Source organism: Saccharopolyspora indica (genome assembly GCF_027853965.1).
GTDB classification, from domain to species: domain Bacteria; phylum Actinomycetota; class Actinomycetes; order Mycobacteriales; family Pseudonocardiaceae; genus Saccharopolyspora; species Saccharopolyspora indica.
The window spans coordinates 105,151-130,839 of the sequence record NZ_JAQGLB010000004.1 but is presented as its reverse complement, the minus strand read 5'-3'; the positions used below and the strand labels follow the sequence as shown (position 1 = coordinate 130,839).

The following is a 25,689-nucleotide window of genomic DNA, read 5'->3' as shown; positions in this document are numbered from 1 at the left end:
AAGAAACCGCACGACGCGAGATCGATCCCGGGCGCGACCACCGCTGAAGATCGCGGAGAGGCGGGCTGCGCATGCCCGTGACCGGTAGCGCGCGAGCACCGCTGGCCGACCGGTTGCGCGAGCACCGGTCGCTGCTGGCGGTCATCGCGGTCGCCGAGCTGATCGCGGTGATGGTCGTGTCGACCGTCAACACCCACGACCACATCGACGGCGAGGTCTACCGGCTGGGCGCGAAGGCGCTGCTGGGCGGCCGGGACCTCTACAACGACCTGCCCGCGACCGAGTCCGGTCTGGAGCTGCCGTTCATCTACCCGCCGTTCGCGGCGATCGTGTTCGCCCCGCTGGGCCTGATCCCCAAGGCCGCGTCCACCGCGGTGATCATGCTGGTCAGCCACCTCGCGCTGCTGACGACGCTGTACGCGGTGCTCCGGGCGGCGCCCTTCCTGCGCGAGCACCGGGACCGGGTGCTGCTGGTGACGGCGGCGGTGCTGCCGCTGGCCACGATCAGCGAACCGGTGCTGGAGACCATCACCTACGCGCAGATCAACATCGTGCTGATGGCGCTGGTCGCGGTGGACTGCCTGTGGCGGGTGGACGGGGCGAAGAAGCTGCCCTACCCGCGCGGGCTGCTGATCGGCTTGGCCGCCGGGATCAAGCTCACCCCGCTGGTGTTCCTGCTGCTGCCGCTGCTGCGCCGGGACGTGCGGACGATCGCGGTCGCGCTGCTGACCTTCCTCGGCACCGCGCTGCTGGGCTTCGCGCTGACCTTCGACAACGCGCGCCGCTTCTGGCTGCAGGAGATGTTCGCCAGCAGCAACGTGTCCTTCGGGCCGAAGTTCACCGGCGACGCCTCGGTCTACGCGGGCAACCAGTCGCTGCGGTCGCTGCTGACCAAGGTGGGCGTGCCGCACCTGACCGCGGTGTTCGCCGTGCTGGCGGTGGTCGCCCTGGTGCTGGTGGTGCTCGGGATGCGGCACGCCATCCGGCAGCGGGACCTGCCGACCGCGGTGGTGCTCAACGGCGTGTTCGGGCTGCTGATGTCGCCGATCTCCTGGTCGCACCACTGGGTCTGGGCGATCCCGGCGCTGGTGCTGCTGTTCGGCGCGGCCTGGTCGCAGCGGAACTGGGCGCTGCTGCTGGCGACCGCGATGGTCACCGGGTTCTTCATGATGGGCCCGCACTGGAAGGTGCCGCAGGGCAAGGGCCTGGAGCTGACCTGGAACCTCCCGCAGAACCTGATCGGCAACGCCTACGTCTACTTCGGCCTGGCCTTCCTGCTCTACAACGCGTTCCTGTGGTGGCGGGCCCGCCGCGCCGCGCCGGTCGATGCGCCGGTGGTGGACGAGGTCTTGGCCCGTGGATGACCGTGAGCGCTTCGGGGTGCCATAGCGCCCCAAAACGCTCACGGCCGACCCACCACCGACCAATCCCCACCCCCACGCAAAAGCGGGGCGGGAGCACGTGCGCTCCCGCCCCGCTTTTCGGTCCGGTGGGTCAGATCCGGCTGAAGACGATCGTGTCCGCGTTATCGAAGCCGCGCGGCGTGCCCTGCTGGGTCAGGCCGGGCAGCGGCAGGGTCTGGTCCTGCACCGCGGTGATGTTCGGGACGCCGCCGTCGAGCACCGGCAGGGACATGCCGCCCAGGCGCGGGGCCGGAGCCGGGGCCGGGCTCAGCGGGCTCTCGGTGATCAGCTTGTGCTCCGGCGTCGCGGCGCGCAGCTCGTCGACCACCTCGACCGCGACGGCCGACTCCAGCGGAGCGTCGGTGAAGCGCGGCGCGGGCTGGTCCAGCGCGGAGGTGATCCGGCTGATGGTCGGCACCGAGGTCTGCCCGCCGCCGAGCGCGTTGAGCTCGCCCAGCACCGGCAGCGGGGCCTGGACGCCGGGGGAGTCGCTGCGCTGCGTGGTGCCCGGCGCCCGGCTCAGCTCGACCAGCGAGAGGCCGGTGAGGTCCGGGATCTCGGCGGCCTTGGCCTGCAGCTCGCCCGGCACCTCCAGCGGCACGAAGTCGTTGCGCGGGGTCGGCTGGGCCGCCACCGCCGACAGCGCGCCCGCCAGCACCTCGCCCGGGACGGTGTGCAGCTGGTTGCGCAGGCCCGGCAGCTCGGCGGAGGTGAGGTCGACGCGGTCCGGCGCGACCAGGCCGCCCTGCGGCGCCGCGAGCACGCCCTCCCACAGCTCGACGATGCCGTCCGCCTGGCCGAAGCCGTCGAAGTAGACCAGGTCGTCGTGCGGGGTCAGCAGATCTGCAGGGACATCCAGGAGCGCACCCGGGCGAAACGCCCCCTCATCGAGGGCAGCCGCACCTCCTCGGATCACCTCGCCGATGGGCCCGGCCCAGCTCAGCGAGCGGTGGAAGCCCTCGGCCGGGGTGACCGGCCGGTCGCCGTCGAAGGGCGGCAGGCCCGCCAGCTCCAGCGGGCGCGCGTCCGCCGGGTCGGCGATCCAGCCCGCCAGGTGCAGCGGGGCGACCGGCGCTTCGGTGTGCCAGTCCCGCAGCGCGGGCATCTCCTGGGTCATGTCGTTCTCGACGGCGGGCAGCAGGTCCCGCACCGGGTCGAGGGTGCCTGCCAGCGCGGTCACCTGGTGCGCGGCGCGCGACTCCACGAGCGGCGCGTTCTCCTGGAACAGGTCGCCGGACAGGCAGCGCCCGCCGGTGCCGAGCTGGTCGAGCGCGTTCGCCGACTCGCCCAACGGCGAGTTCGGGCGCTCGGGGCAGGCCTGATCGGCGGATGCGACGCCGCTGCCGACGGCCAGCATCCCACCGGTGACCAGCGCGGCCTGCACGCCGCGCTTCGCCCAAGTCTGCATGGATTGCTCCTTAACGAGGTTTCCCCTGCGGGGAGATTTCGAGCGCCGCACCGCCGGCCGGGTGCGTGGGGCGCGGCAGCGGGCATTGCGGGAATTGCCTTCGAGTTCGCGCGGCCGGACCGCGGCGGGCTGCCCGCCGCGCCGGCTGGCGCAGCGCGATCAGTCGGGAGTGGTTCCGGGCTGCGGTTCGGGGACGCCGACCGGCGTTCCCGCGAGGTCGCAGGCGGGCGCCCCGGCGAAGGCCGGGACGCGGACCGGCGCGGCCGGGTACCAGCCGAGCGCGGTGGTGTTGTGGTGCGGCCCGTCGGCCGGGCTCCCGAAGCCGGGCGCGCCGGGAGGCGCGGGCAGCACGAAGGGGGCGGAGCGGGCCGGGGCGCTCGGCTGCGCCGGCGGTTCCGGCGCGGGCGGCTCCAGCCGCGTCGGCTGGGCCGAGCGCGGCGCTCGCACGGGTTCGGTGACGTCCTGCGCCGGGCCCTCGACGACGGCCGGTGGCGCGACGAGCGGCGGCGGACCGGGCTCCACCGGTGGTTGCGGCGGCACCTCCGGGCCGCTGCCCGTGACGGGCGCCGGGGCGCTGGTCTGGGTTTCGGTGACCGCGAGCGCGCTGCCTGCGACCTGCCCGACTTCGGCGGCGGGCTGCCGCAGCACTTCGGTGACCGGCTGGACGGCGTCGAGCAGCTTCCCGGCCGGGCCGGAGCTGACCAGCCGGAGCGGGTCGAGACCGGTGAGCGAGAAGTCCGTCGGACCGGACTGGTCGCCCTCCTGGGCACCGGCGGCGGGGCGGTCGGTCGCGTCCTCGGCCGCGGGCAGGTCCGCGGCGTCGGCGGGGCCGTGGCCGAGCAACCAAGCCGCGGAGGTTCCGGCGACCGTCGCGCCCGCCACCACCAGAGCACGACCGAGCAGCCGCCACGGTCGGGCGGCTCCCGTCGTGCGGTCGCGGCGGGACATCTCGGGGCCAGAACCTCCTCGGCTCAGCGGTGACTCCCCACAGGACTTCGATCTCCTGCTTGCCGTGGCGCACTCTTTCAAAGCAACCGCCGCGGACGTAAGCGCTGGGCGACAGGTTCGCTACATCGGGTTACCGGCGTCCTGGCGACGTCGCTGGCTGTCGTCATATGCCGCCCCGATTCCCCGCGCGGCGCTACGGTGGCGGGGTGAACGACTTCAAGATCGCCGAACGGGACGATGCGGTCAGTGCGCTCCCGCGCGCGCTGCGCGTTTCGGCCGCCTTGAGCTGGCGGATCCTGGTCATCCTCGGCGCCGTGTACGTGCTCGGGCTGGTCCTCGGGCAGATCTACGTCGTCGTGATCCCGGTGGCCATCGCGATGCTGCTGTCCGCGCTGCTGGCCCCGGTGGTCTCCGGGCTGGCGCGGCGCGGCGTGCCGCGGGCGCTGGCGACCGCGCTGGTGCTGATCGGCGGGCTGGCCGTCGTCGGCGGCGTGCTCACCTTCGTCATCAGCGCCTTCATCGAGGGCTTCCCGGACCTGCAGCAGCAGGTCATCGCCTCGCTCACCGCGCTCAAGACGCAGCTGGCCGAGAGCCCGCTGCAGATCAACGACGCCCAGATCGACAACTACCTGCGGCAGGCGCAGGACTGGCTGCAGGCCAACCAGGCGATGCTGACCAGCGGCGCGCTGTCCACCGCTGGCACCTTCGGCAACTTCCTGACCGGCCTGGTGCTGGCGCTGTTCACGCTGATCTACTTCCTGCACGACGGCCGCGGGGTGTGGCTGTTCGTGACCAAGCTGGCCCCGAAGCACGTCCGGGAGAAGGTGGACCGGGCGGGCTGCCGCGGTTTCGAATCGCTGGTCGGCTACGTGCGGGCGACCGCGATGGTGGCGGTGGTCGACGCGCTGGGCATCGGGCTGGGCCTGGTGATCCTCGGCGTGCCGCTGGCGATCCCGCTGGCCGCGCTGGTGTTCCTGGGCGGCTTCGTGCCGATCGTCGGTGCGGTGGCCTCGGGCTCGGTCGCGGTGCTGGTCGCGCTGGTGACCAAGGGCTGGGTGACGGCGCTGATCGTGGTCGGCGTGGTGCTCCTGGTGCAGCAGTTCGAGGGCAACGTCCTGCAGCCGCTGCTGCTGGGCCGCGCGGTGCAGCTGCACGCGCTGGCCGTGGTCCTGGCGATCAGCATCGGCGCGGTGGTCTCCGGCATCGTCGGCGCGCTGCTGGCGGTGCCGCTGGTGGCGGTCCTGAACTCCTCGATCCGCTCCCTGGTCGGCGACGACGAGGAGCTGAAGCCCGAAGTCCCCCCGGAACCGGCGGAGGACGAGCCCGCCGAGCCCCCGGAGGACAAGGAACCCGAGCCCACCGCCGAGCGCTGACCGGCGAGATCAGGCGAGGGTGACCGCGTTGCGGCCCGCCGACTTCGCCGCGAGCAGGGCCGCGTCGGCGGCGATCAGCAGGTCCGGGAGCTGGTAGCCGAAGCGGGTCGTGGTGGCCACGCCGATGCTCACCGTCAGGTCGTCGATCTCGCGCGGCTCGCCCTCGATGTCGCGGGCGGGCACCGACAGGGCCGCCGTCGAGCGCCGGATCCGGTCGGCCACCGAGCAGGCCAGCTCCGCGCCGGTGGCGGGCAGCAGCACCACGAACTCCTCGCCGCCGAACCGGCCGACCACGTCCTCCCGCCGCACGCTGCTGCGCAGCATCATCGCGACCGCGGCCAGCACGGTGTCCCCGGCCAGGTGGCCGATCTCGTCGTTGACCCGCTTGAAGTGGTCCAAATCCAGCAGCAGCAGCGAGACCGCCTGGTCGCGGCCCTGCGCCCGGGACAGCTCGGTGCGCGCCAGGCGCTCCCAGTGGGCCACGTTGGCCAGGCCGGTCTTGGCGTCGTGCTGCGCCGAGCGCCGCCACTGCGGCAGCTGACCGGCGAGGTCCAGCAGCACCAGCGGCGGACCGGCGAGCAGCGCGCTGGCCGGTTCGCGGGTGATCGCCACCGCCAGCAGCCCGCCGAGGCTCGCCGCGACGATGCCGAGCAGCACGTCGATCGGTTCGCCGAGCACGTGCTGCCGCGGCGCCTCCGGGTTGCGCAGCCGGATCCCGATGGCGACCAGGAACGCGCGCACCAGCAGCAGGATCGCGCCGGCCAGCACGAACTGCACCGCGCCCCACGCGGGTTCCGACCAGCCGATGGCGAACCGCGCGGACAGCGTCGCGATCGTGGTCGCCGCCGTGGTGAACAGCCAGCGGTGCAGCTCGGGACGGCCGTCGAGCACCCCGTGCAGGGTCGGGCCGAGCAGCAGGAGCACCAGCAGGTTGGGCGGCAGCACGAGGATGCCGGTGGCCAGGTAGGCGATGTGCAGCGTCCACGGGTTGCGCCTGATCTGGCGCTTCACGTTGATCGACACCGAGGTCACCACGATGACCGTGCCCGCGGTGGCGGCCAGCACGACGAAGGTCAGCAGCTCCCGCGGCGCCGGATCGCGGCTGGTCGCGACCACCAGCCCGAGCAGGGCCAGCGCCACCGCCTGGACGAACAGCACGTAGGCGATCGCCGCCGGCCGAAGTCGCCACAGCAGCCAGCCGCCCATTCGATCACCTCCCGTGCGCAGCCTTGCACAGCGAGTGGCCACCCGGCGCCCCGCCACCCGGACTCTTGGTCGTCTTTGTCTTTGAAGCGGCGCAGCCGCTTAACCCACCCTCGCAACTAGCACCGCCGCGGGTTCTCAGGCTGTGCCCGCCCAGACTGGGCTCTTGGCGAGCCCAGTCCCGTTCGCCGTGTATTGGACATACATAAGAACGGGCTCCCGCAGACCAGACGGCGTCTGAGGTTCCGCCACCCGCACCGCCACGCAGAACGACCCCGGATACAGGTTCTTCACCGACGATGCTGGTGATCACAAACACGGGTGGTGGCCGGTCCGGCGGTCTCGGTTGAGCGCTCGGTACGGCAGGATGGTCCGCTGGGAAGGAGCGAACTTGAGCAGTCCGCTGTCGAACGAACCGCGGGTGACCGATGGCCGCTCGCCGCTCTGGCGTGGGCACAACGTCTTCCGCGTCGTGACGTTCTTCTACGCGTGCGCATGGGTCATCGCCCAGTTCGACTCCTACGAGCGGCCGTGGCTGGCCGTCGTGGTCCTCGTGCTGATGGGCCTGTGGACCGCGTTCACCGTCTGGCGCTACTCGAAGCGCTCCGGCCGCACCGACCTGCTCGTCGCGCTGGACCAGGTCGTGGTGACGGTGCTGTTCATGAGCAGCGAGTTCATCCTCACCGAGGAGCAGATGGCGGAGAGCTACCCGACGGTGGTGACCGCCTGGCACCCGACGATGATCACCGCGGCCGCCGCGCAGTGGGGCATGTCCGGCGGCATCGCCTCCGGGATCTTCGCGGCGGGCTGCAACTTCCTGCTCCGGTGGAAGACCTCCCCGGACATGGTGCTGGACACGGTGCTGCTGGTCGGCGTCGGAGCGGTGATCGGGCTGGCCTCCAACAGCGCCCGCAGCACCACCGCGCGCCTGGCCCGCGCGCTGCGCGCGGAAGCCGCGACCGCCGAGCGCGAGCGGCTGGCCCGCGACATCCACGACAGCGTGCTGCAGGTCCTGGCGCGGGTTCGCCGCCGCGGCACGGAGCTGGGCGGAGAGGCCGCCGAGCTGGCGAAGCTGGCCGGGGAGCAGGAGATCGCGCTGCGCGCGCTGGTCGCCACCACCCCGCAGGAACCCACCGAGAACGGCGAGACGGATCTGGCCGCGCGGCTCCAGGTGCTGCGCACCGGCCGGATCCACGTGTCGGTGCCGGGCAACCCGGTGCTCCTGGACGAACCGCTGAGCTCCGAGCTGTTCGCCGTGGTCCGCGAGTCGCTGGCCAACGTCGAGAAGCACGCCGGCCCGGACGCCCAGGCCTGGGTGCTGCTGGAGGAGCTGCCGGACGAGGTCGTGCTCAGCGTCCGCGACGACGGGCCGGGCATCCCCGAGGGACGGCTGGACGAGGCCGCGGCCGAGGGACGGCTCGGCGTGGCCAAGTCGATCCGCGGCCGGGTGGACGGTCTAGGTGGCACGATCACCCTGGACACCGAGCCCGGCGAGGGGACCGAGTGGGAGATCCGGGTTCCCCTGCCCGTTGCGAAACCGGCCAAGCGCCGCAGAGGAGGAGAGCGATGAGCGAGCCGCCCGTGTCCGTGATGGTCGTCGACGACCACCCGATGTGGCGCGACGGGGTCGCCCGCGACCTGGCCGAACGCGGTTTCGAGGTGCTGGCCACCGCCAGCGACGCCGCGTCCGCGCTGCGCATCGCGCGGACCGTCAAGCCCGACGTGGTGCTGATGGACCTCAACCTCGGCGACACCTCCGGGGTGACCGCGACCCTGCAGATCACCCAGGAGATCCCCGGCACCCGCGTGCTGGTGCTGTCGGCCAGCGGCGAGCACAGCGACGTGCTGGAAGCGGTCAAGGCGGGCGCGTCCGGGTACCTGGTCAAGTCGGCGTCGGCGTCGGAGCTGGTGGACGCGGTGCAGCGCACGGCGGCCGGCGACGCCGTGTTCACCGCCGGGCTGGCCGGTCTGGTGCTCGGCGAGTACCGGCGGATGGCGATCACCCCGGACTCCGACGCGCAGGCCCCGCAGCTGACCGACCGGGAGACCGAGGTGCTGCGGCTGGTCGCCAAGGGGATGACGGCCCGGCAGATCGCCAAGAAGCTGGTCATCTCGCACCGGACCGTGGAGAACCACGTGCAGTCCACGCTGCGCAAGCTCCAGCTGCACAACCGGGTCGAGCTGGCGCGCTACGCCATCGAGCACGGTCTGGATCAGGAGGCCTAGCGCTCTCCCAGGTCACCAGCCCCGCCACCCGTCTTCGGTGCGCGGGGCTTTTCGTTGGGTGAGGGCGAATCCGTGCGGGATTTTCCGGATTCACCCGATCCATCTAGGAAAGCTCTTGTCCGAACCGGGTTTCCCCTGGTCGTGCGCGGAACACGCAGCGTCATCGCCGGATCGGGCGCCGGAGTGGCAGCACAGCGTGACGCACTGGTGACGGCCTGGTGACGGGCCTCTGGCGTACTCGTCTGCAGCGGCTGAGCCGCAGTCGAAATTCCGTCGAACGACTAGGAGCAGACCATGTTCGAGACCCACGAGTTCGCAGAACTGCTTCCCGAGCGCAAGGCGCTCGGCGGCTGCTGGTGGGACAACCTGGGGGACATCGACCAGAGCATCGACGTCGACCAGAGCGTCGACGTGAACGTCGACAACAACTCCTTCGCCGGTGACGTCGACGTGACGGCGTTCAACAACGCCAGCGTCGACCAGAACGCCCGCTGACCCGGTAGCAGCTGATGAGTTCCCGGCCGCTCACCGCTGCTGCGCGCGGTGAGCGGCCTGGGTCCACAGCCACGGAGGAGACAGATATGCACGAAATGGAGCTGTCGAGCCAGTCGGTGGAGCTGCTGCCCTCGCGGGAAGCGCTCAGCGGCAACTTCGGCGTCGGCAACATCGCCATCGTCAACCAGTTCAACATCATCGTCGCGGTCAACCTCGGTGGTGACATCGGGCAGGACATCGATGCCAGCAACGTGGCCGACATCGACTTCAACAACTGATGAGCCGCCAGGCCGGGAACGGAGCGGATCCGTTCCCGGCCAGGCGCGCGAACGCGATCAGGGCCTGCCCCCGGGCGGGCTCAGGGCCGTGCTGCCCCGGAGGATGTCATGTCAGAAGCTACCGAGGTCGAGGCCGTGGACTCGACGGATGAGAACGCGGTCCCCCGGCTCGTCGAGGGCGTGGCGCTGCTGGGCGAGTACGAGGGCGGCGGGTACGAGGAGCCGCGCTACCTGGTATCGCGGGCCGACGGGCAGATGGTGCTCCTGTCCCCGCTGCTGCACGAGGTGGCCGGCAGGCTCGACGGGGACCGGAACCTCCGCGAGGTGGCCGAGCGGCTGAACCAGGACCTGGGGACGGAGCTCTCACCCGCGGACGTGGGGTTCCTCGTCGACCAGAAGCTGCACCCGATGGGCATCGCCACCACGTCCGAGCCGCTGCCGGACCCGCCGCGCTCGGACCCGCTGCTGTCGCTGGTGTTCAACACCCAGCTGCTGCCGCCGGGGGTCGTCCGCGTCGCGGCGGCGATCTTCGCGCCGTTCTACCGGCCGCCGGTGATCGCGCTGATGCTGGCCATGTTCGTCGGCGTCGACGTGTGGCTGGTGATGTCCGGCGGCATCGACGCCGCGTTCCACCGCTCCGTCGGCGATCCGGTCCTGATGCTGGCGCTGATGGCGCTGTGGGTCTTCGCCACGATGTTCCACGAGTTCGGCCACGCCGCGGGCTGCCACTACGGCGGCGCGAGACCGGGCGGGATCGGGGTCGGCATCCTGATCTTCTACCCGGCCTTCTACACCAACGTCACCGACGCCTACCGGCTCGACCGGCGCGGGCGGCTGCGCACCGATCTGGGCGGGATCTACTTCAACGCGATCTTCATCGTGGCGATGTTCGGGCTCTACCAGGTGACCGGGATCCCGGCGCTGGTGGTGTTCATGGTGCTCAACCACCTGCAGATACTCCAGCAGCTGGTGCCGCTGCTGCGGCTGGACGGCTACCTGATCCTGGGCGACCTGGTGGGCGTGCCCAACCTGTTCGCGTTCGTCGGCCCGGTGTGGCGCCGGATGCGCGGCAAGCCCGACGACGGCTCGACGATGCACCAGGCGCTGCGCCCGCGGGTGCGGCTGCTGGTCACGGCCTGGGTGCTGATCGTGGTTCCGCTGCTGCTCGCCGGGTTGGCGCTGCTGCTGATCCGGCTGCCGTTCTACCTGGCGACCGGGACGAGCAGCGCCCTGCGCTACGGAGAGGTCGCGCTGAGCGCGGGCGGCCAGGGGCACGTGGGAATCCTGCTGCTGTCGATCATGGCGATCCTGATCCTGCTGGTGCCGTGGGTCGGCGGCACCGCGTTCGCGATCCGGACGGCGCGGCGGATCACCAGGCTGGTGCGCAAGGCGCGCGCCCGCCGCCAGGCCCGCCCGCACGCCCGGCACCGCAGGCACTCCGGACGGTGGCGCCCACCGACGGCGGCGTGAGTCCGGTTCCAAGGGGGGAGGGCGAGCTCCGGTACCGCACGGCGGGACCGGGGTTCGTCTTTTCGCGCCACCCGCGTCCAGGTGATCTACCAGCGGAAACCGGGACTTTTGTCACGTTGTGTAGTGCAGTAACAGCCGACCGGAACCACCCGATGGGAGCTGGTGTGGGCTCCCCGGTGCCGGTGCGCGAAGCCGGTGATCGGGAGGGGAAGGGCCCGTTTCAGTCCGGTCGAGGGGGGAACGATGAGCGGTGGCACGGTGCAGCAGGCGGAACGCCGACGGACGCGCACGCCAGCGCAGCCCGATCAGCCGTTCCGGCTGACGCTGCTGGGCGGCTGGGAGCTGCAGGCGGGCGGCGAGGCGGTGGCGATGTCCAGCAGCGGACAGCGCCTGCTCGCACTGCTCGCACTGCGCGGACGCACCCAGCGCGACTACGCCGCGGGCATCCTGTGGCCGGAGAGCGACGACCAGAACGCGCTGGCCAACCTGCGGACCACGCTGTGGCGGGTGCGCCAGCGGGCCGGGGGCGCGCTGATCAGCACGCAGCACGAGATCGAGCTGGCACCGCTGGTCTCGCTGGACATCGACGGCCTGGTCGCCGCGGGGCGCTACCTGCTGGCGGACGGTTCGGGCGATTCCCCGGCCGACTGCGCGGAGATCGGCCGCGACCTGGCGGGCCACGAACCGCTGCTGCCGGGCTGGTACGACGACTGGGTGCTCACCGAGCGGGAGCGCCTGCAGCAGCTCCAGGTGCACGCGCTGGAGGTCGCGGCCGAGCGGCTGGTGCAGTCCCGGCACCTGGCCAGCGCCCTGGAGATCGCGCAGGCGGCGACCCAGGTGGAGCCGTTCCGCGAGACGGCGCACTGCGCGGTGGTCAAGGTCCTCCTCCAGCAGGCGAACCCGGCGCAAGCGGTCCGCCACTACCGCCGCTACGAGAGCCTCCTGCACCGCGAGCTGGGCATCCGCCCCTCGGACCACCTCCGCGACCTGGTCCGCCCGGTCCTCGCCAGCCCCGCCTGAACCGCTCCGTCGTCCTTGGGCGGGGCGTGCGGCAGTTTTGCCTGAAACCGACCGGACAGTCCGGGCGAGGCGGGGTGCCAGTTTCCGGCAAAACTGCCGCCCCGCCCCACCCGGTCGGGTTATGCCAGGGCGGTTCGGACGGCTTCGCGGGCCTTGGCCGGGTCGGCCGCGGCGAGGGCCGCTTCCGCCGCCTTCTGGAAGGTCGCCATCGGGTGCTCGGCCAGGGCCGCGCCGACCGCGGGGACCGCCGCCCCCGCCATCGACAGGCTGGTCGCGCCGAGGCCCGCCAGCACGCCGGCCAGCAGCGGGTCGGACGCCGCCTCACCGCACACCCCGACCGGCTTGCCCAGCTCGCGCCCGGCCCGGCCGATCATCTCGATCAGGCGCAGCAGCGCGGGCTGCCACGGGTCGTTGAGCTCGGCGAGCGCACCGGCCATCCGGTCCGCGGCGAAGACGTACTGGGCCAGGTCGTTGGTGCCGATGCTGACGAAGTCGACGGCCGCCAGGATCTCCCGGGCGCTCAGCGCGGCCGCCGGGATCTCGATCATCACGCCGGCCCGGGACAGCCCGGCCGCGCGGACCCGCTCGGCGAACCAGGCGGCTTCCGCCGCGGTGGCGACCATCGGCGCCATCACCGAGACCTCCGCGCCGGAGTCGGCGGCCGCCCCCGCGATGGCGGTCAGCTGCCGGTCCAGCACCTCCGGCCGGTCGAAGGCGACCCGCAGGCCGCGCACGCCGAGCGCCGGGTTCGGCTCGTCGCCCATGTCCAGGAACGCCAGCGGCTTGTCCGCACCGGCGTCGAGGGTGCGCACGACGACGGGCTTGCCCGCGAACGGCGCTAGCACCTCGTGGTACGCCGCGCGCTGGGTCTCGACGCCCGGTTCGTCGTCGGCGGCCAGGTAGCAGAACTCGGTGCGAAACAAGCCGACGCCCTGCGCACCGGCCGCTGCCGCCGCGCTCGCGTCCGCGCCCGACCCGACGTTGGCGACGACCTTGACCGGCTCGCCGTCCGCGGTCTCGCCGACGCCGTTCCACTCGACGGCCGCGGCCCGCTCGGCGGCCTGCACCGGGACGTCCTGCTCGCTGAGCTCGACCGCACCGCTGTCACCGTCGACGACGGCACCGATCGCGTCCGGGGAGCCGAGCACGCCGCGCACCGCGACCACGGCCGGGATGCCCAGCGCGCGCGCCAGGATCGCGGTGTGGCTGGTCGGGCCGCCCTCCTCGGTGACCAGCGCGAGCACCAGCGCCGGGTCGAGGTCGGCGGTGTCGGCGGGGGCGAGGTCGCGGGCCAGCAGCACGCTCGGGCGCTCCAGCTCGGGCACTCCGGGCGGTGTCACGCCGTGCAGTTCGGCGATGATCCGGTCCCGCACGTCCTGGACGTCGCGAGCTCGTTCGGCCATGTAGCCACCGGCCGCGCGCAGCGCGTCGGCGAACCCGTTCGCGGCTTCGAAGACCGCGCGCGCGGCGGGCAGCGAGCGGGTGGTGACCTGTTGTTCGGCTTGCGAGATCAGCGCCGGGTCCATCGCCATCGCGGCGGTGGTCTCCAGGACCGCCTTCGCGTCGCCCTCGACGCGCGCGGCGCGCTGGAACAGCTGCTCGGCCACGGCGTCGGCGGCGGGGCGGATGCGCGCGGCCTCGGCGGACGGATCGGTCGGCGCGGGAGTGGCGGGCGGTTCGGGCAGTGGATCGGCGACCCGGGCGACCGGCCCCGAGGCGCGGCCGGAGCTGACTCCGACACCAGTCAAACGCGACATGGTCTAGACCATACCTTTCCGAAGCCTTCTGCATAAGCCGCATCGACGCACTCCGGCGCGGGCGGGAACGCCCGCCCAACACAGCGCGTCAGAACGTCCTCTGCGGCGATCGTAGGCACCGCTACACCGTTCGGCGCGACGCGGTCGCGGGCGCACCCACGCGCGGTGACCTCAGTGGTTCTTACGTCACCCGAACGTCGCAGCACGCTGATTACCGATGAGTAACAACTGAGTAGAGGTACGGATCCCGCAAATACCCCCCGAACACCAGGCTGTGGGGCATGGCAACGAGCACTCAGATCCTCGACCCGACCCCGACGACCGACTGGTTCGCCGAGCCGCTGGCCGCGATCCGCAGCCTCTTCGCCGCGCAGCTCCCGGACGGCGCGGAGACCTCCGACTCCGCCACGACGCTCCCGCCGCCGACGGGCGAGTGGCCCGACTGGGCTCCCCCGACCGCGGGGGAGACCGTCGACACCAGCCAGGCCCGCCCGGAGCACTCCCCGATCGCCGGCACCGGGGCGGCCCGGGCGGCGGACTGACCGACCGATGCCGACGAGACAACGCCGATTAGAACCCGAGCGGCCCGTTCACCTCGATCGAGGAGAGCGGGCCGTTCGTCGTTCCGGCGGCCACTGTGGAGCTTCCGGGGGTCCACCGTTCGAGCTAACTTGCGACCAGATGCGGATCTTTTCCGCATTGTCCGGCGTCAGACTGAACAGGTTGCTGCTCGTCGGTATCGCGCCACCGACGATCGCAACCACCCAAGGGCCGACCGCAACGCCCCCCGTGCGGTCGGCCCTCGGTGTGTCCCGGGTCAGTGCTCCTTGCGCAGCCCGACCGCCTTCAGCGCGCCGTCGATCAGCCCGGGCTTCGACTCCGGCACCAGGTCCGGGGCGTGCTCGGCGACCGCGTCCAGCACGCTGCTCGCCGACGGGTTGACCGCCTGCCACTCGCCGACGACCACGGTCGGCACGGTCTCGTTGCCGTCGGCGATGCCGCGCACGATCGCCGCCGCCTCCGCGTCCTCCCAGATGTTCACCTCGGTGAACTCCAGCCCCTGCCGCCGCAGGCCGGCGCGCAGCGAGGTGCAGAAGGGGCAGCCCGGGCGGGTGTAGACGACGACTTCCTGCACTCCGGCGGTCATGTTGCCTCCAAGTTCGCTGGTCACTGCTGCGGGCCCGATCAGTCTGCCCACGAGCTGCAACGCGGCGGACGCCGGGATCATTCGCCGTTGCGCGGCATCCGGTGCGAATGCGAAGAACGCTCCCGGACCGGCGCCCGGATGGGCCACAATCGCTAGGGCCGTCCACAGGAGGTGCCACTTGACCGGGGTGACTCGGCGCGAGCGACTCCGCGCCGCCACCGAACAGGACATCCGCCAGCACGCGCGGGCACTGCTGGTCGACCGCGGCAGCGACGCGGTCACCCTGCGGGCCATCGCGCGCGAGCTGGGCATCACCGCCCCGGCGCTGTACCGCTACTACGAATCCCGCGAGGACCTGCTCCGGCAGCTGTGCGACGACATCTGCACCGACCTGGCGGCGGAGCTGCACCGGATCTCCGACGAGGTCGGCGCGGAGTTCGTGGACAAGATCTTCGCGGTGTGCCGCGAGTTCCGCCGCTGGGCGCTGGCGCACCCGGAGGAGTTCGCGCTGGTCTTCGCCAGCCCGCGGGCCGACGCCGACCAGCGCCGCCCGGACCGCTTCGCCGACGTCTTCCTCGGCATCGTCGGCCCGTTCCTGGCCGAAGGCGCGATCCTGGTGGAGCCCGCGGTGCTGCCGGTCGAGCTGCCGGACCTGAGCTCCCACCAGGAGTCGCTGGCGGCGGCGTTCTCCACCGCGGGCGTCGAGATCCCGCCGGAAGCGCTGCGCCCGGACGTGATGCACTTCCTGCTGCGCTGGTGGGTCCGCCTGTACGGCCACGTGGCGCTGGAGGTCTTCGGCCGCTTCCCGTTCGACCTCAAGCACGCCGACCGCCTCTTCGAAGCGATGCTCCACGAACTCACCCGCGAAACCGGCTTCGCCTGAGCCGCGATCACCACCAAACACCGTGATGGAGAACCCGAGGCCCGACCACGACGTCGACTTTCGGGTAGAACAGCAGATAACATAAACGGGTGTCTCATTCAGATAACGAAATAGCCGACGCCAACTGGTTCAAGTCCACCCGCTCAACAAACTCACAGGGCTGCGTCGAGATCACCTTGAACTCACCACAAGTGGGCGTGCGCGACAGCAAGAACCCTCACGGCGGAGTCCTGATCTTCACCCATCGACAGTGGACTTCCTTTGTCCTGTCCATCAGGTGATCAATCCGTCAAGCTGTCCAAGTCTGCGCGGACTTCGTCGGCTTCCGGCAAACCGAGATCGGCAAAGAGGACTTGTGCTTGCTGCCACGCCTTGCGGGCCGCGCCTGCGTCTCCGAGTTGCCGCAGTGCGATCCCGAGCCCGCGCAGACTTGCTGCTTCCCCCTGCCTGTGACCAAGCCGACGGCGCAGTCCGACAGCTTGCCGATGGATCTCGGCAGCCTTGCTTGCGTTACCGGTGTCAAGGTAGACGCGAGCAAGGTAGTTCATGAGTACACCTATGCCGAACTCATCGTCAACTTTCCGGAGCAAGACCGCAGCAGCCTCGTAGTGCAACAAGGCAGCGTCAAGGTCCACCGTCTTGCTAGCCAATTTCAGCATTCCGGAATGAACTAATGCCAATCCATAAGGACCCAATGCGTCCTGATCGAGCCCCAGAGCCCGCAGGAGAACTGACCTCGCTTCCGCGAACTCACCTAGCTCCATATAGACTTCGCTAAGCGCCACAAGCACGTTCCCAATCTCATGCTCATCACCAACTTCTTCGAAAGCGATTAGCGCCTCTCGTTGCAGTCGTGCGGTCTCGCTGTAGTTCTTGAGCCCGTAGTGCACTGCTCCCAGGTAGAGAAGCATCTGCCCCTCAGCACTTCGTTTGTCGATCGCCCTGGCCGACGCGAGCCCAACACTGACTACCTGGTTCCAATCATCCATGTAGCCGCGCAACTTCAGGAAAAGAACTAGGGAGTAAGCTATCTGCCAAGCATGTTCGTGAAATCCAAGGCTTGACGCCTGCCCGACGGCAGCTACTGCGTTAGCGCGCTCGCCCTCAGCCCACTTCAACGCACCTTTCTTTTCAGAAAAGGCCAACCCCGCTAAATCCGATTCAGGCATGACTGGTCGAAATCGTCTCGCGAACCAAGCCCTCTGATCCGCCGCTGCGCTGGTGCGTAGGTAGAAGTCGAGCAGGCGACAAACGGCTGCGCGGCGAGTCTCTGCCGAATCGTCGGTCGTCGCGCATTCCGCCGCGTACGACCTGAGGAGGTCGTGGAACCGGTAGCGACCTCGCTCTGGTTGTTCGATGAGGTTGGCCCTCAGCAGCTCCGCGAGCGGGCGTCGGAGGTCACGCCTGGTGCGGTCGGTGAGCGCGCTCAAGGCGTCCATGCCGATGTCCGGGCCGGTCGGGAGGCCCATCAGGCGAAACAGCCGTGCGGCTTCGTCGGAGAGGGAGCGGTAGGACCAGGAGAAGACCGCTCGAACGCCGGTCTCACCGCCCGAGTCCAGGGCATCCAACCTCTCGCGCTCGTTCCGGAGCTCTTCGGCCAGTTCGTCGAGCGGGAAGTCCGCGAACTCAGCTGCCCGGACCGCGACCACGCCCAACGCGAGGGGGAGTCCAGCGCAGTGCGACACGATCTCAGCCACGGCATCCGGTTCCTCCGCGATCCGATCACGACCCAGGTAGTGCGCAAGCAACTCGTGGGACTCCGGCTCGGTGAGCACCTTGAGCGTCAACCGCGTGGCGCCTTCCCGGATGGCGAGGTCATCGAGCCGATCGCGGCTCGTCACCACGACCAAGCAGGTTCGCGTTCCTGGCAGCAGCGGTCGTACTTGCTCAGCTGATCGGGCATTGTCCAGGAGTACGAGCATTCGCTTGTCGTGGACGATGCTGCGGAACATCGCAGCTCTGGCGTCATCGCTCGACGGGATGCGTTCAGGCGGGATGTTCAGCGCTGCGAGGAAGAATCCCAGAGCTTCGTTCGACGTCATGGGCTCTGCGATCGGATCGAATCCGCGCAGGTTGACGTACAACTCGCCATCGGGAAAGCGGTCTCGCATCCGGTGCGCCCAGTGCACGGCCAGGGCCGACTTGCCGACGCCGGCCGTGCCGTCGATGGTCGACAGCAGAACCACACCATCACTGCGCACGCCTGCCAGCAGCGTGGTCAGCATGTCCTGCTCGACCGCACGGTTCACGAAATGCCGCATCGTGCCGGGAAGTTGTCGTGGCACCACAGAACCGGTGGTGGCGTAGAAGTTCACATTCCCGTGGATCGAACCCGCCTGCACCACCGGCCCCGTCACCGGCGCTGCCAACTCGTTGCCGAATCCGTCTGACTTCTCGCGCACGGTTCCCCCCAAAGCCAGTAGGTCGCCATCTAGCCTGGCACGACTGCCCGAAGCCCGTGGGGGTGCTCGGGCAGCCGTTCTCTGTCCGGGGTTCGACACAGCCGCGACCTCGCCTTTGTGCAGGTTCTTGGTGTTCGCACCGCATCGCTAGGTCGACTTCGTGAACTCCGTCAGGAAGTGGACCAATGCGCATCGCTGGGATCGGGCGGCGCAGCTGATCGGCACGCCGCGGGTGAGCTCGCCGGATCGCGGGCGGCCCGGGGTTCGGACCACCCGCGATCAGGTCACTGCTTCGGTTGGGTGAAGCGGATTCGGTTGCCGAAGGGGTCTCGGAGGCCGCAGTCGATTCCGTAGGGGCGTTCCGTGGGTTCGTCGGTGAACTCGACTCCCTTGGCCAGCAGGGTTTCGTAGGTCTTCTGGCAGTCGTCGGTGGTCAGGCCGAGCCAGCCGCCCATGACGCCCTTCGTGATCAGGTCGCGCACCTGCTCGGCGAGTTCTTCCGACATGGCGGGCGGGCCGGGGCGCTCCAGCAGGACCTGCCGCCCGGGGTCGCCGGGCGCGTGGACGGTGAGCCAGCGCATGAAGCCGAGGTCCTGGTCGCTGCCGACCTCCAGGCCGAGCTTGCCCACGTAGAAGTCGTACGCCTCGGCCTGGTCGAGCACGTAGATCTGGGAGAGGGTCACCGCGTTGAACATGGCCGCAACGCTATGCGGTGGCACCGCGCGGGTGCTTATCCAGAACTGACCGGTCGCGTCCAGCTCTTCGTGAAGCAGGTGGGGACGCCGGTCGCGCCGCCGCGGTTGCGCTCGCGGTAGTCGGTCGGCGAGACGCCGACGATGTCGTGGAAGGTGCGGCTGAACGTGCCGAGGCTGGAGAAGCCGACCGCGAAGCAGATCTCGGTGACGCTGCGCGCGTCCTCGCGCAGCAGCCACATGGCGCGCTCCACCCGGCGCCGCTGGAGGTAGCGGTGCGGAGTTTCCCCGAAGACGGCGCGGAACCTGCGGTTGAAGTACCCCGGCGAGACGTGCGCGATCCGCGCGAGCGCGGGCACGTCCAGCGGTTCGGCGTAAGAGCGGTCCATCGCATCGCGAGCGCGAAGCATCAATCGGTTCGTCTGCTCGGACGCGCGGCTCACGAACGACATCCAAGCACACGGCGCGCGGGGCGAGCGGTCGTCGACGGAACCCCGGGCCACCGCCGGAAAATCGGTCGACCGACTGCGAACGCGCGACTACCGTGCCCGCCATGAAGTTCTTCTTCCGATTCTGACGCGACCGCTGGCGGGTTGCGGATAACCCCTCGCCGGTGATGCGGGACGGCTGCTCCGCCGTCCCGGGTCGCGACGTGGGAGAAACGGATGATCTCCTCCGCACCGGCGTCGTCGCGCGCCGGAGCTGAACCACGTCCTGGCACCGCCGTCGCGCTGTGACGGCCGCGCGCCTGGTGGCGCGATCGGTGCGGGGTGTGGAAACCGTGGTGGCCGCGGAAGTCCGGTCCTTCGGCCGGGTTCGGCGGATCGGGCACCGCGAGGTGTTCTTCGACTGCGCCGAGCCGGGCCCGGGAGTCGCGGAACTGCGCTGCGCGGACGACGTGCTGCTCGTGGCGGCGGAGCTGACCGGTGTCGGCAGGCACCGGGCCGACCTGCGGCTGCTGGCGGAAGCCGCTGAGAGCGTTCCAGCGCGCCGGATGCTGGCCCTGCGGAAGCACTTCGGGGGTCCGGAGCGGTCGGCGCACGTGGACGTCACGGCGTCGTTCCTCGGGCGGCGCAACTACAACCGGTACGACTTGGAGGACGCCGTCGGCGCGCCGCTCAGCGCCGCGCTGGGCATCCCGTACCGGAGCAGGCGGGGCGGGGCCGCACCACCGGAAGGCGGATGCTCCTGGCGGGTCACGGTCGTCGACGATCGAGCCGTGCTGGCCCTGCGGATCGGCGCCCGTCCGGCGCACCGGCGGGAGTACCGGCAGGTGTCCCGGCCCGGGAGCCTGCACCCCCCGCTGGCCGCTGCCCTGGTCCGGCTGGCCGAGCCGTTCGACGGCGCGCGGTTGCTCGATCCGTGCTGCGGAACCGGCACCATCCCGATCGAAGCCGTCCTGAGCAGGCCTTCGCTGTCCGTCATCGGCTGCGACCGGGACCCGCGGGCGGTGGCCGCGGCGGCCACTAACGGCGCGAGCACCACCGCGCGCTGGGCGGTGGCCGACGCCGGTCGGCTGCCGGTGGCAACCGGCTCGGTGGATCTGGTGGTGAGCAATCCGCCGTGGGACCGCCGAGTCCCGCCCGCCGGAGTCCTCGCGCGCGAGCCCGCGCGGTTCTGGCGGGAACTGCGCCGCGTGCTGCGACCCGGTGGCCACGCGGTCCTGCTGCTGCCGGAACCCGACCTGGCAGGCGCGGAATCCGCTGGGTTCGCGGTGCTGGATCGGCGGCCGGTCAGCCTGTTCGGCTCGCACCCGGAGGTGGTCCGACTGCGCGCCTGAGAGGAGAACGGCGGCCCGTGGGGTGCTCGGGCCGCCGTTTTCCGTCAGGGGTTCGTCACCGCCGAAACCGCACCCTTGTGCAGGTTCTTGATGACGTTGCGGGCATCTGGGTACAGGTAGGAGCCCGACTCGAACAGCAGGAAGGCCTGGTCGCCGTACTGCGCGATGCCCTCGGTCATGCTCGGCGCGCGGTAGCACTTGGTCGACGGGACGTCGATGTCGGTGGCGCCCTTGTCGACCACGTAGAGGTTGCTGCGGTTGGTGCGGCCGTAGGAGGTGCTGTAGACGAAGTGGTCCTTGGTGACCATCAGGCCCTGGGTCTTCATCGGGACCTCGTAGGTCTTCTGCTCGGTCAGCGAACCGTCGTCGCCGACCTGGTAGGACTGCATGGAACCGCGGCCGGTTTCGCTGAACTTGCCCGCGTAGAGCGTGCCGCCGTCGGAGGTCAGGAACGACGCCGCGGTGACCTTCTGGGCCTCGCCGGTCTGCTTGAGGTACGGGGTGCCGCTCTTCTTCAGCGCGTCCCGCAGCTCGGAGAGCTTGTACTTGCGGATGGTCGGCGTGCTCCCGGAGGGGCGGCCCTGCACGAAGGCCCAGCCCTTGCTGACCGCGATGCCGCCGACGTGCGATTCGGCGATGGCGACCGTGCCGACGTGCTCGCCGGTCTTCGGGTCGATGCCGATGATCAGCGCGTCCTGGCCGGACTTCCCGTAGGAGGTGACCAGCAGCAGGTCCTTGCCCGCACCGTCCCACCCGGTCCAGGTCGCCAGGCCCTGCGGCGTCGTGCTGCCCAGCTCCGGCACCGCCGGTCCCTTGCCGAACGCCTTGTCGTAGACGTGCGAAGCCGACGGGCCGGGGTAGAACGGGCCCTGGCCGCTGGCCGCGGAGGCGCACTCGATGCTCTGGCCGGCAACGCCTTCCGCCGCCGCCGTGGACACCGCAGCGGTGCTCAGCAGGAGCGCAGCGCTCAGCGCGGCGGTGGTGACCTTCCGGAGCAGGGGTTTCATCATGCCTCGCAAACCATCTCGGCATCGGCTCGTCCCAGGTGTGACGCACGCGAGCCGGATCGGTTCCACGAAGATCCATCTTCATCCGACCGGACGAGTTGAACGTGTCGGAAACCCACGAGCCCGGGAGGGCCGGGCCTGCTTGACTGTGATCATGACGATCTCCCAGCACGACAAGGCGGAGCAGTTCCGCGCACTGCACCGCGCGGAAGCCCCGCTGGTCCTCGCCAACGCCTGGGACGTGGCCAGCGCACGGCTGGTCGCCGACGCCGGGGCGGCAGCCGTCGCCACCACCAGCGCGGGTGTCGCCTGGAGCCTCGGTGCGCCCGATGGCGACCAGCTCGACCGGCAGCTCGCCGTCGACCTCATCGCGCGCGTCGCCGCAGCGGTGGAACTCCCGGTCACCGCGGACGTCGAGAGCGGGTTCGCCGACACCCCGGCCGGTGTCGCCGAGACCATCCGGCTGGTGCTGAACGCGGGCGCGATCGGCGTCAACATCGAGGACAGCACCGGTCCCGCGCTGCGGCCGGTCGACGAGCAGGTCGCCCGCATCGCGGCCGCCCGGTCTGCGGCGGACGCGGCGGGAATCCCGTTGTTCATCAACGCCCGCACCGATCCGTTCCTGCGCCCGGTGCACGACGACCCGGCGGACCGGCTGCGCGATGCGATCGACCGCGCCGCCGCCTACGTCGATGCCGGTGCCGACGGCATCTTCGTGCCGGGCACCACGAACCTCGGTGTGATCGGCGAGCTCTCGGCCGCCATCGACCGGCCGCTCAACGTGCTGGCCGGTCCGGGCGCCCCGGCGGTCGCGGAGCTGGCGGCGGCCGGTGCGTCGCGCATCAGCATCGGCGCCGCGCTGGCCCAAGCCGCGTACGCCGTGGCACAGCGGGGAATCCGCGAGGTCCTGACCACCGGCGGCTACGAAGCGATCGCCGACGCGCTCGACTTCCGCGACCTCAACCGCCTGCTGCAGAACTGATCCCGGCACGCGATCAGGTGAAAGGCGAAGGGCACCTTTCACCAACATACTTGGCGAAAGGTGCCCTTCACCTCGTTCCGCTCAGGGGCGGAGGGAGCGGTCGTGGGTTTGCTGGGCCTGCTGGCGGTGGGATTCGGCGCCGGTGGCGATCGGGGCCGTGAGCCACTGGCGCGGGAGGTTGAAGGCCGCGACCAGGTCGACCGCGTGCGGGCGGAGCTGGGCGCACAGGTCGTTGACCGCTTCGGTGATCGCCTTCGAGCGGCGCGGCGAGATGCGCTCGTGCTCGAGGAACCAGCCCCGGTCCTCCTCGATGGTGGAGAGCACGTAGAGGTCGCACACCTTGTTCAGCAGCGCCGCGGTCTTCCGGTCGCGGCAGCGCTCGATCGCCGCGACGAACGACTCCAGCACCAGGCGGTCCACGTGCACCCGGCCCGCGCGCAGCACGTGGTCCTGCGCGCTGTTGAACACCTCGAAGGCGTTGCTGCGGTTGGACTTCCGCAGGCGGCGGCCGAGACCGTCGAGGACGTGGCGCTCGCGGTCGTCGAACATCTTGAGCTGCCAGCCGCGGTCGAGGATGTCGTCCTTGCCCGAGGCGTCGATGATCCGCTGCACCAGCGAGCGCGTCGCGGTCCGCTCGATCACCGAGCCGACGAACTGGTCGGCCAGGAACTTGGCCATGCCGAGCGTGCCGAGGTCGTCGAACTGGTCCTTGTAGTTGGTCAGCAGGCCCTTGGCGACCAGCTGCAGCAGCACCGTGTTGTCGCCCTCGAAGGTGGTGAAGACGTCGGTGTCGGCCTTGAGCTGCGCGAGCTGGTTCTCCGCCAGGTAGCCCGCGCCGCCGCACGCCTCGCGGCAGGTCTGGATGGTGCTGGTGGCGTGCCAGGTGGTGATCGCCTTCAGCCCGGCCGCGCGGGATTCCAGCTCGCGCTGCGCCCGCTCGTCGCCCGAGCCCTCGTGCAGGCTCGACACCAGCTGCTCCTGCGCGAAGTGCAGGGCGTACGACTTGGCCAGCGCGGGCAGGAGCTTGCGCTGGTGCGCCAGGTAGTCCAGCACCACGACCTCGTCCTCGGTGCCGGGGCGGCCGAACTGGCGGCGCGCGTCGCCGTAGCGCAGCGCGATCTCCAGCGCGAGCTTGGCGGCGCTGCCCGCGGTGCCCGCCACCGAGACGCGGCCGCGGATCAGGGTGCCGAGCATGGTGAAGAACCGCTTGCCCTTGCTGGCGATCGGGCTGCTGTAGGTGCCGTCCGGGGCGACGTCGCCGTAGCGGTTGAGCAGCGCCTCGCGCGGCACGCGGACCTGGTCGAAGACGATCCGGCCGTTGTCCACGCCGTTGAGCCCGGCCTTGCGGCCGCAGTCGGTGATCTCCACGCCGGGCAGCGGGTTCCCGGCCTGGTCGCGGATCGGCACCAGCAGCGCGTGCACGCCGTGACTCTCACCGCCGGTGATCAGCTGCGCGAAGACCACCGCCATCCGGCCGTCGCGGGCGGCGTTGCCGATGTACTCCTTGCGCGCCGCTTCGTGCGGCGTGTGCACCACGAACTCCTGCGATTCCGGGTCGTAGGTGGCGGTGGTGCGCAGGTTCTGCACGTCCGAGCCGTGGCCGGTCTCGGTGATCGCGAAGCAGCCCGGCAGCTCCAGGCTGATGATGTCGCGCAGGTAGCGCTCGTGGTGGCGCTCGGTGCCCAGCGCGACGACCGCCCCGCCGAACAGCCCCCACTGGACGCCGGACTTGACCATCAGCGACAGGTTGCCGGGCAGCATCTCCAGGGACACCACCGAACCGCCGGTGTCACCGCTGCCGCCGTGCGCGGTCGGGAACCCGAGGCCGGGGATGTCGGTCTTGGCCAGCTGGCGCAGCTGTTCGAGGGTGCGCGCGCGGTGGCTCTCGGTGTCGAGGTCGTCGGCCGGTGCCAGGTCGACGCCCTCCAGCGCTTCCCGGACCTGGTCGCGGACGTGCGCCCAGCGCCCGTCCAGCAGCGTCGTGAGCTCGCCTGCCTCGAATGCCATCGCGGCCTCCACTCGTCGGTACCGACTGCTCCAAGCGTAGTTACCGACGAGTAACCCCGCCATGTGAGCTACCTCGCCGGTGCCGGGTTGACCTTCACCCCGGGGAAAGCTGCAAAGTCCGGTCACCGGGCGGCGGGCCCGGTGCGAGGAGGGGAACCGTGGACGAACTGAGCATCGGCGACTTCGCGCACGCCTCGGGCCTCACGCCCAAGGCGCTGCGGCTCTACGACGAGCTCGCGCTGCTGCCACCGGCGCACGTCGACCCGCGCACGGGCTACCGGAGCTACGTCCCGGCCCAGCTGGCGACGGCGCAGCTGGTCGCGCGGCTGCGCGCGCTCGGCATGCCGCTGGCCAGGATCCGGGTGGTCATCGACCTGCCACCGCTGGCCGCCGCGGCGGAGATCTCCTCGTACTGGCGCCAGATCGAAGCCGAAACCGCGGCTCGCGGCGAACTGGCCGCCGCTCTCGTCGAAGAACTGTCCAGAAAGGACGCTGACATGACCGGAATGCCGGAGTGGGAACTGCGCCACGCTGCCCGCGCGGACCGCGGGTTGGTGCGGCAGAACAACGAAGACGCGGTGTTCGCGGGCACGCGGCTGTTCGCGGTCGCCGACGGATTCGGTGACCGGGGCGCGGGGCGAGCAGCGCTCGCGGCGCTCGAACCGCTCGACACCGGAGAACCCGGCGATGACCTGCTGAGCGCGCTGGGCAGCACGACGAGCGAAGCGCAGCGGGCCGTCGACGACTCCGCGCAGGACCACGCGGGCACCACGCTGACGGCCATGCTGTGGTCGGGCACGAGCTTCGCCCTGGCGCACGTGGGCGATTCGCGCGCATACCTGCTGCGGGGGAGCGAGCTGACGCAGATCACCCACGACCACACCTTCGTGCAATCGCTGGTGGACGAGGGCAGGCTGACCGCGGAGGAGGCGGCGGTCCACCCGAAGCGCGCCGAGCTGCTGCGCGCGCTGGTCCGCGGCGGCACGGCGGAACCGGACATGCACCTGCGCGAAGCGCGTGCCGGCGACCGGTACCTGCTCTGCTCGGACGGCCTGCACGCGGTGCTGAGCGAACAGGCCCTGCACGACGTCCTCGACTCGGCCACCGACCCGCAGGAAGCGGTCGACCGCTTCGCGCAGCAGGTCCACGACGCGGGAGCTCCCGACAACATCGCCTGCGTCGTCATCGACGCCGTGCCGCGGACCTGA

The 25,689-nt window shown here is 70.8% G+C and carries 24 protein-coding genes; 14 read left to right on the top strand and 10 right to left on the bottom strand.

Going from position 1 to position 25,689, the window contains the following annotated elements; genetic code table 11:
• The first annotated feature begins 71 nt into the window (after window positions 1-71).
• Window positions 72-1,364, top strand: a complete 1,293-nt coding sequence (locus OU416_RS11220) for a glycosyltransferase 87 family protein (protein WP_270926828.1) — start codon at window positions 72-74, stop codon at window positions 1,362-1,364.
• A gap of 130 nt (window positions 1,365-1,494) precedes the next feature.
• Here the strand turns inward: OU416_RS11220 and OU416_RS11215 are convergent, their stop codons facing one another.
• Complete coding sequence (locus OU416_RS11215; RefSeq protein WP_270926827.1) at window positions 1,495-2,811, bottom strand: hypothetical protein; 1,317 nt, start codon at window positions 2,809-2,811, stop codon at window positions 1,495-1,497.
• A gap of 159 nt (window positions 2,812-2,970) precedes the next feature.
• Window positions 2,971-3,759, bottom strand: a complete 789-nt coding sequence (locus tag OU416_RS11210; RefSeq protein ID WP_270926826.1) for a hypothetical protein — start codon at window positions 3,757-3,759, stop codon at window positions 2,971-2,973.
• Window positions 3,760-3,965: 206 nt separating this feature from the next.
• Between OU416_RS11210 and OU416_RS11205 the strand changes: the two genes are divergently transcribed.
• Complete coding sequence (locus tag OU416_RS11205; protein WP_270926825.1) at window positions 3,966-5,132, top strand: AI-2E family transporter; 1,167 nt, start codon at window positions 3,966-3,968, stop codon at window positions 5,130-5,132.
• A 9-nt stretch (window positions 5,133-5,141) separates the two neighbouring features.
• On the opposite strand, the gene OU416_RS11200 is transcribed toward OU416_RS11205, so the two are convergent.
• Window positions 5,142-6,338: a GGDEF domain-containing protein gene (locus OU416_RS11200; protein WP_270926824.1), complete on the bottom strand. Its 1,197-nt coding sequence runs from the start codon at window positions 6,336-6,338 to the stop codon at window positions 5,142-5,144.
• Window positions 6,339-6,726: 388 nt separating this feature from the next.
• Between OU416_RS11200 and macS the strand changes: the two genes are divergently transcribed.
• The 6 genes from macS to OU416_RS11170 all read left to right on the top strand — a co-directional run bounded on the left by macS (window position 6,727) and on the right by OU416_RS11170 (window position 11,824).
• Window positions 6,727-7,905, top strand: coding sequence for a MacS family sensor histidine kinase (macS, locus tag OU416_RS11195; RefSeq protein WP_270926823.1), 1,179 nt, complete (start codon window positions 6,727-6,729; stop codon window positions 7,903-7,905).
• The gene (locus tag OU416_RS11190; RefSeq protein WP_093150814.1) at window positions 7,902-8,561 is read left to right on the top strand and encodes a response regulator; all 660 of its coding nucleotides are present in this window, start codon (window positions 7,902-7,904) and stop codon (window positions 8,559-8,561) included. Before macS ends, OU416_RS11190 begins: the two co-directional genes overlap by 4 nt.
• Before the next feature lie 294 nt (window positions 8,562-8,855).
• Complete coding sequence (locus OU416_RS11185) at window positions 8,856-9,056, top strand: hypothetical protein (RefSeq protein WP_270926822.1); 201 nt, start codon at window positions 8,856-8,858, stop codon at window positions 9,054-9,056.
• 86 nt (window positions 9,057-9,142) lie between these two features.
• A complete protein-coding gene (locus OU416_RS11180; RefSeq protein WP_270926821.1) occupies window positions 9,143-9,334 on the top strand; it encodes a hypothetical protein in 192 nt (63 codons plus the stop codon).
• Window positions 9,335-9,442: 108 nt separating this feature from the next.
• Window positions 9,443-10,804 (top strand): hypothetical protein, encoded by a 1,362-nt coding sequence (locus OU416_RS11175; RefSeq protein ID WP_270926820.1) that lies wholly within the window; start codon window positions 9,443-9,445, stop codon window positions 10,802-10,804.
• 243 nt (window positions 10,805-11,047) lie between these two features.
• Complete coding sequence (locus OU416_RS11170; RefSeq protein ID WP_270926819.1) at window positions 11,048-11,824, top strand: AfsR/SARP family transcriptional regulator; 777 nt, start codon at window positions 11,048-11,050, stop codon at window positions 11,822-11,824.
• Between the two features lie 119 nt (window positions 11,825-11,943).
• On the opposite strand, the gene OU416_RS11165 is transcribed toward OU416_RS11170, so the two are convergent.
• Window positions 11,944-13,581, bottom strand: a complete 1,638-nt coding sequence (locus tag OU416_RS11165; RefSeq protein ID WP_270926818.1) for a putative PEP-binding protein — start codon at window positions 13,579-13,581, stop codon at window positions 11,944-11,946.
• Window positions 13,582-13,862: 281 nt separating this feature from the next.
• Here OU416_RS11165 and OU416_RS11160 point away from each other — a divergent pair, with 281 nt between their 5' ends.
• Entirely contained in the window at window positions 13,863-14,123 is a 261-nt protein-coding gene (locus OU416_RS11160) for a hypothetical protein (RefSeq protein ID WP_270926817.1), read from the top strand.
• A gap of 275 nt (window positions 14,124-14,398) precedes the next feature.
• Here the strand turns inward: OU416_RS11160 and OU416_RS11155 are convergent, their stop codons facing one another.
• Window positions 14,399-14,728, bottom strand: a complete 330-nt coding sequence (locus OU416_RS11155; protein ID WP_270926816.1) for a glutaredoxin domain-containing protein — start codon at window positions 14,726-14,728, stop codon at window positions 14,399-14,401.
• A 187-nt stretch (window positions 14,729-14,915) separates the two neighbouring features.
• Between OU416_RS11155 and OU416_RS11150 the strand changes: the two genes are divergently transcribed.
• Window positions 14,916-15,611 carry a TetR/AcrR family transcriptional regulator gene (locus OU416_RS11150; protein ID WP_333779635.1) on the top strand — a complete coding sequence of 232 codons (696 nt, stop codon included), beginning with the start codon at window positions 14,916-14,918 and terminating at the stop codon, window positions 15,609-15,611.
• Window positions 15,612-15,700: 89 nt separating this feature from the next.
• Entirely contained in the window at window positions 15,701-15,892 is a 192-nt protein-coding gene (locus tag OU416_RS11145; protein ID WP_270926814.1) for a DUF397 domain-containing protein, read from the top strand.
• Here the strand turns inward: OU416_RS11145 and OU416_RS11140 are convergent, their stop codons facing one another.
• From OU416_RS11140 to OU416_RS11130, 3 genes are all read right to left on the bottom strand, one after another.
• Entirely contained in the window at window positions 15,893-18,013 is a 2,121-nt protein-coding gene (locus OU416_RS11140) for an ATP-binding protein (RefSeq protein WP_270926813.1), read from the bottom strand. It lies immediately after the preceding gene.
• Between the two features lie 284 nt (window positions 18,014-18,297).
• Window positions 18,298-18,708: a VOC family protein gene (locus OU416_RS11135; protein ID WP_270926812.1), complete on the bottom strand. Its 411-nt coding sequence runs from the start codon at window positions 18,706-18,708 to the stop codon at window positions 18,298-18,300.
• A gap of 35 nt (window positions 18,709-18,743) precedes the next feature.
• The gene (locus tag OU416_RS11130; RefSeq protein ID WP_372907223.1) at window positions 18,744-19,157 is read right to left on the bottom strand and encodes a helix-turn-helix domain-containing protein; all 414 of its coding nucleotides are present in this window, start codon (window positions 19,155-19,157) and stop codon (window positions 18,744-18,746) included.
• A gap of 281 nt (window positions 19,158-19,438) precedes the next feature.
• On the opposite strand from OU416_RS11130, the gene OU416_RS11125 reads away from it, so the two are divergent.
• Window positions 19,439-20,485, top strand: a complete 1,047-nt coding sequence (locus OU416_RS11125) for a methyltransferase domain-containing protein (RefSeq protein WP_270926810.1) — start codon at window positions 19,439-19,441, stop codon at window positions 20,483-20,485.
• Window positions 20,486-20,529: 44 nt separating this feature from the next.
• On the opposite strand, the gene OU416_RS11120 is transcribed toward OU416_RS11125, so the two are convergent.
• Window positions 20,530-21,495: a hypothetical protein gene (locus OU416_RS11120; RefSeq protein ID WP_270926809.1), complete on the bottom strand. Its 966-nt coding sequence runs from the start codon at window positions 21,493-21,495 to the stop codon at window positions 20,530-20,532.
• Window positions 21,496-21,646: 151 nt separating this feature from the next.
• Between OU416_RS11120 and OU416_RS11115 the strand changes: the two genes are divergently transcribed.
• A complete protein-coding gene (locus OU416_RS11115) occupies window positions 21,647-22,474 on the top strand; it encodes an isocitrate lyase/PEP mutase family protein (RefSeq protein WP_270926808.1) in 828 nt (275 codons plus the stop codon).
• Between the two features lie 81 nt (window positions 22,475-22,555).
• Here OU416_RS11115 and OU416_RS11110 read toward each other — a convergent pair whose 3' ends face one another.
• Entirely contained in the window at window positions 22,556-24,481 is a 1,926-nt protein-coding gene (locus OU416_RS11110; RefSeq protein ID WP_270926807.1) for an acyl-CoA dehydrogenase family protein, read from the bottom strand.
• Between the two features lie 158 nt (window positions 24,482-24,639).
• On the opposite strand from OU416_RS11110, the gene OU416_RS11105 reads away from it, so the two are divergent.
• On the top strand, window positions 24,640-25,689 hold the full coding sequence (locus OU416_RS11105; protein WP_270926806.1) for a MerR family transcriptional regulator: 1,050 nt from the start codon (window positions 24,640-24,642) through the stop codon (window positions 25,687-25,689).

What these genes read in the sequence shown, in the direction of transcription:
- OU416_RS11135 (WP_270926812.1), bottom strand. Translation starts at nt 18,708, where the DNA reads ATGTTCAACGCGGTGACCCTCTCCCAGATCTACGTGCTCGACCAGGCC.
- OU416_RS11185 (WP_270926822.1), top strand. Translation starts at nt 8,856, where the DNA reads ATGTTCGAGACCCACGAGTTCGCAGAACTGCTTCCCGAGCGCAAGGCG.
- OU416_RS11180 (WP_270926821.1), top strand. Translation starts at nt 9,143, where the DNA reads ATGCACGAAATGGAGCTGTCGAGCCAGTCGGTGGAGCTGCTGCCCTCG.
- OU416_RS11170 (WP_270926819.1), top strand. Translation starts at nt 11,048, where the DNA reads ATGAGCGGTGGCACGGTGCAGCAGGCGGAACGCCGACGGACGCGCACG.
- OU416_RS11210 (WP_270926826.1), bottom strand. Translation starts at nt 3,759, where the DNA reads ATGTCCCGCCGCGACCGCACGACGGGAGCCGCCCGACCGTGGCGGCTG.
- OU416_RS11200 (WP_270926824.1), bottom strand. Translation starts at nt 6,338, where the DNA reads ATGGGCGGCTGGCTGCTGTGGCGACTTCGGCCGGCGGCGATCGCCTAC.
- OU416_RS11220 (WP_270926828.1), top strand. Translation starts at nt 72, where the DNA reads ATGCCCGTGACCGGTAGCGCGCGAGCACCGCTGGCCGACCGGTTGCGC.
- OU416_RS11215 (WP_270926827.1), bottom strand. Translation starts at nt 2,811, where the DNA reads ATGCAGACTTGGGCGAAGCGCGGCGTGCAGGCCGCGCTGGTCACCGGT.
- OU416_RS11160 (WP_270926817.1), top strand. Translation starts at nt 13,863, where the DNA reads ATGGCAACGAGCACTCAGATCCTCGACCCGACCCCGACGACCGACTGG.
- OU416_RS11165 (WP_270926818.1), bottom strand. Translation starts at nt 13,581, where the DNA reads ATGTCGCGTTTGACTGGTGTCGGAGTCAGCTCCGGCCGCGCCTCGGGG.
- OU416_RS11175 (WP_270926820.1), top strand. Translation starts at nt 9,443, where the DNA reads ATGTCAGAAGCTACCGAGGTCGAGGCCGTGGACTCGACGGATGAGAAC.
- OU416_RS11120 (WP_270926809.1), bottom strand. Translation starts at nt 21,495, where the DNA reads ATGATGAAACCCCTGCTCCGGAAGGTCACCACCGCCGCGCTGAGCGCT.
- OU416_RS11155 (WP_270926816.1), bottom strand. Translation starts at nt 14,728, where the DNA reads ATGACCGCCGGAGTGCAGGAAGTCGTCGTCTACACCCGCCCGGGCTGC.
- OU416_RS11130 (WP_372907223.1), bottom strand. Translation starts at nt 19,157, where the DNA reads ATGTCGTTCGTGAGCCGCGCGTCCGAGCAGACGAACCGATTGATGCTT.
- OU416_RS11115 (WP_270926808.1), top strand. Translation starts at nt 21,647, where the DNA reads ATGACGATCTCCCAGCACGACAAGGCGGAGCAGTTCCGCGCACTGCAC.
- OU416_RS11110 (WP_270926807.1), bottom strand. Translation starts at nt 24,481, where the DNA reads ATGGCATTCGAGGCAGGCGAGCTCACGACGCTGCTGGACGGGCGCTGG.
- OU416_RS11190 (WP_093150814.1), top strand. Translation starts at nt 7,902, where the DNA reads ATGAGCGAGCCGCCCGTGTCCGTGATGGTCGTCGACGACCACCCGATG.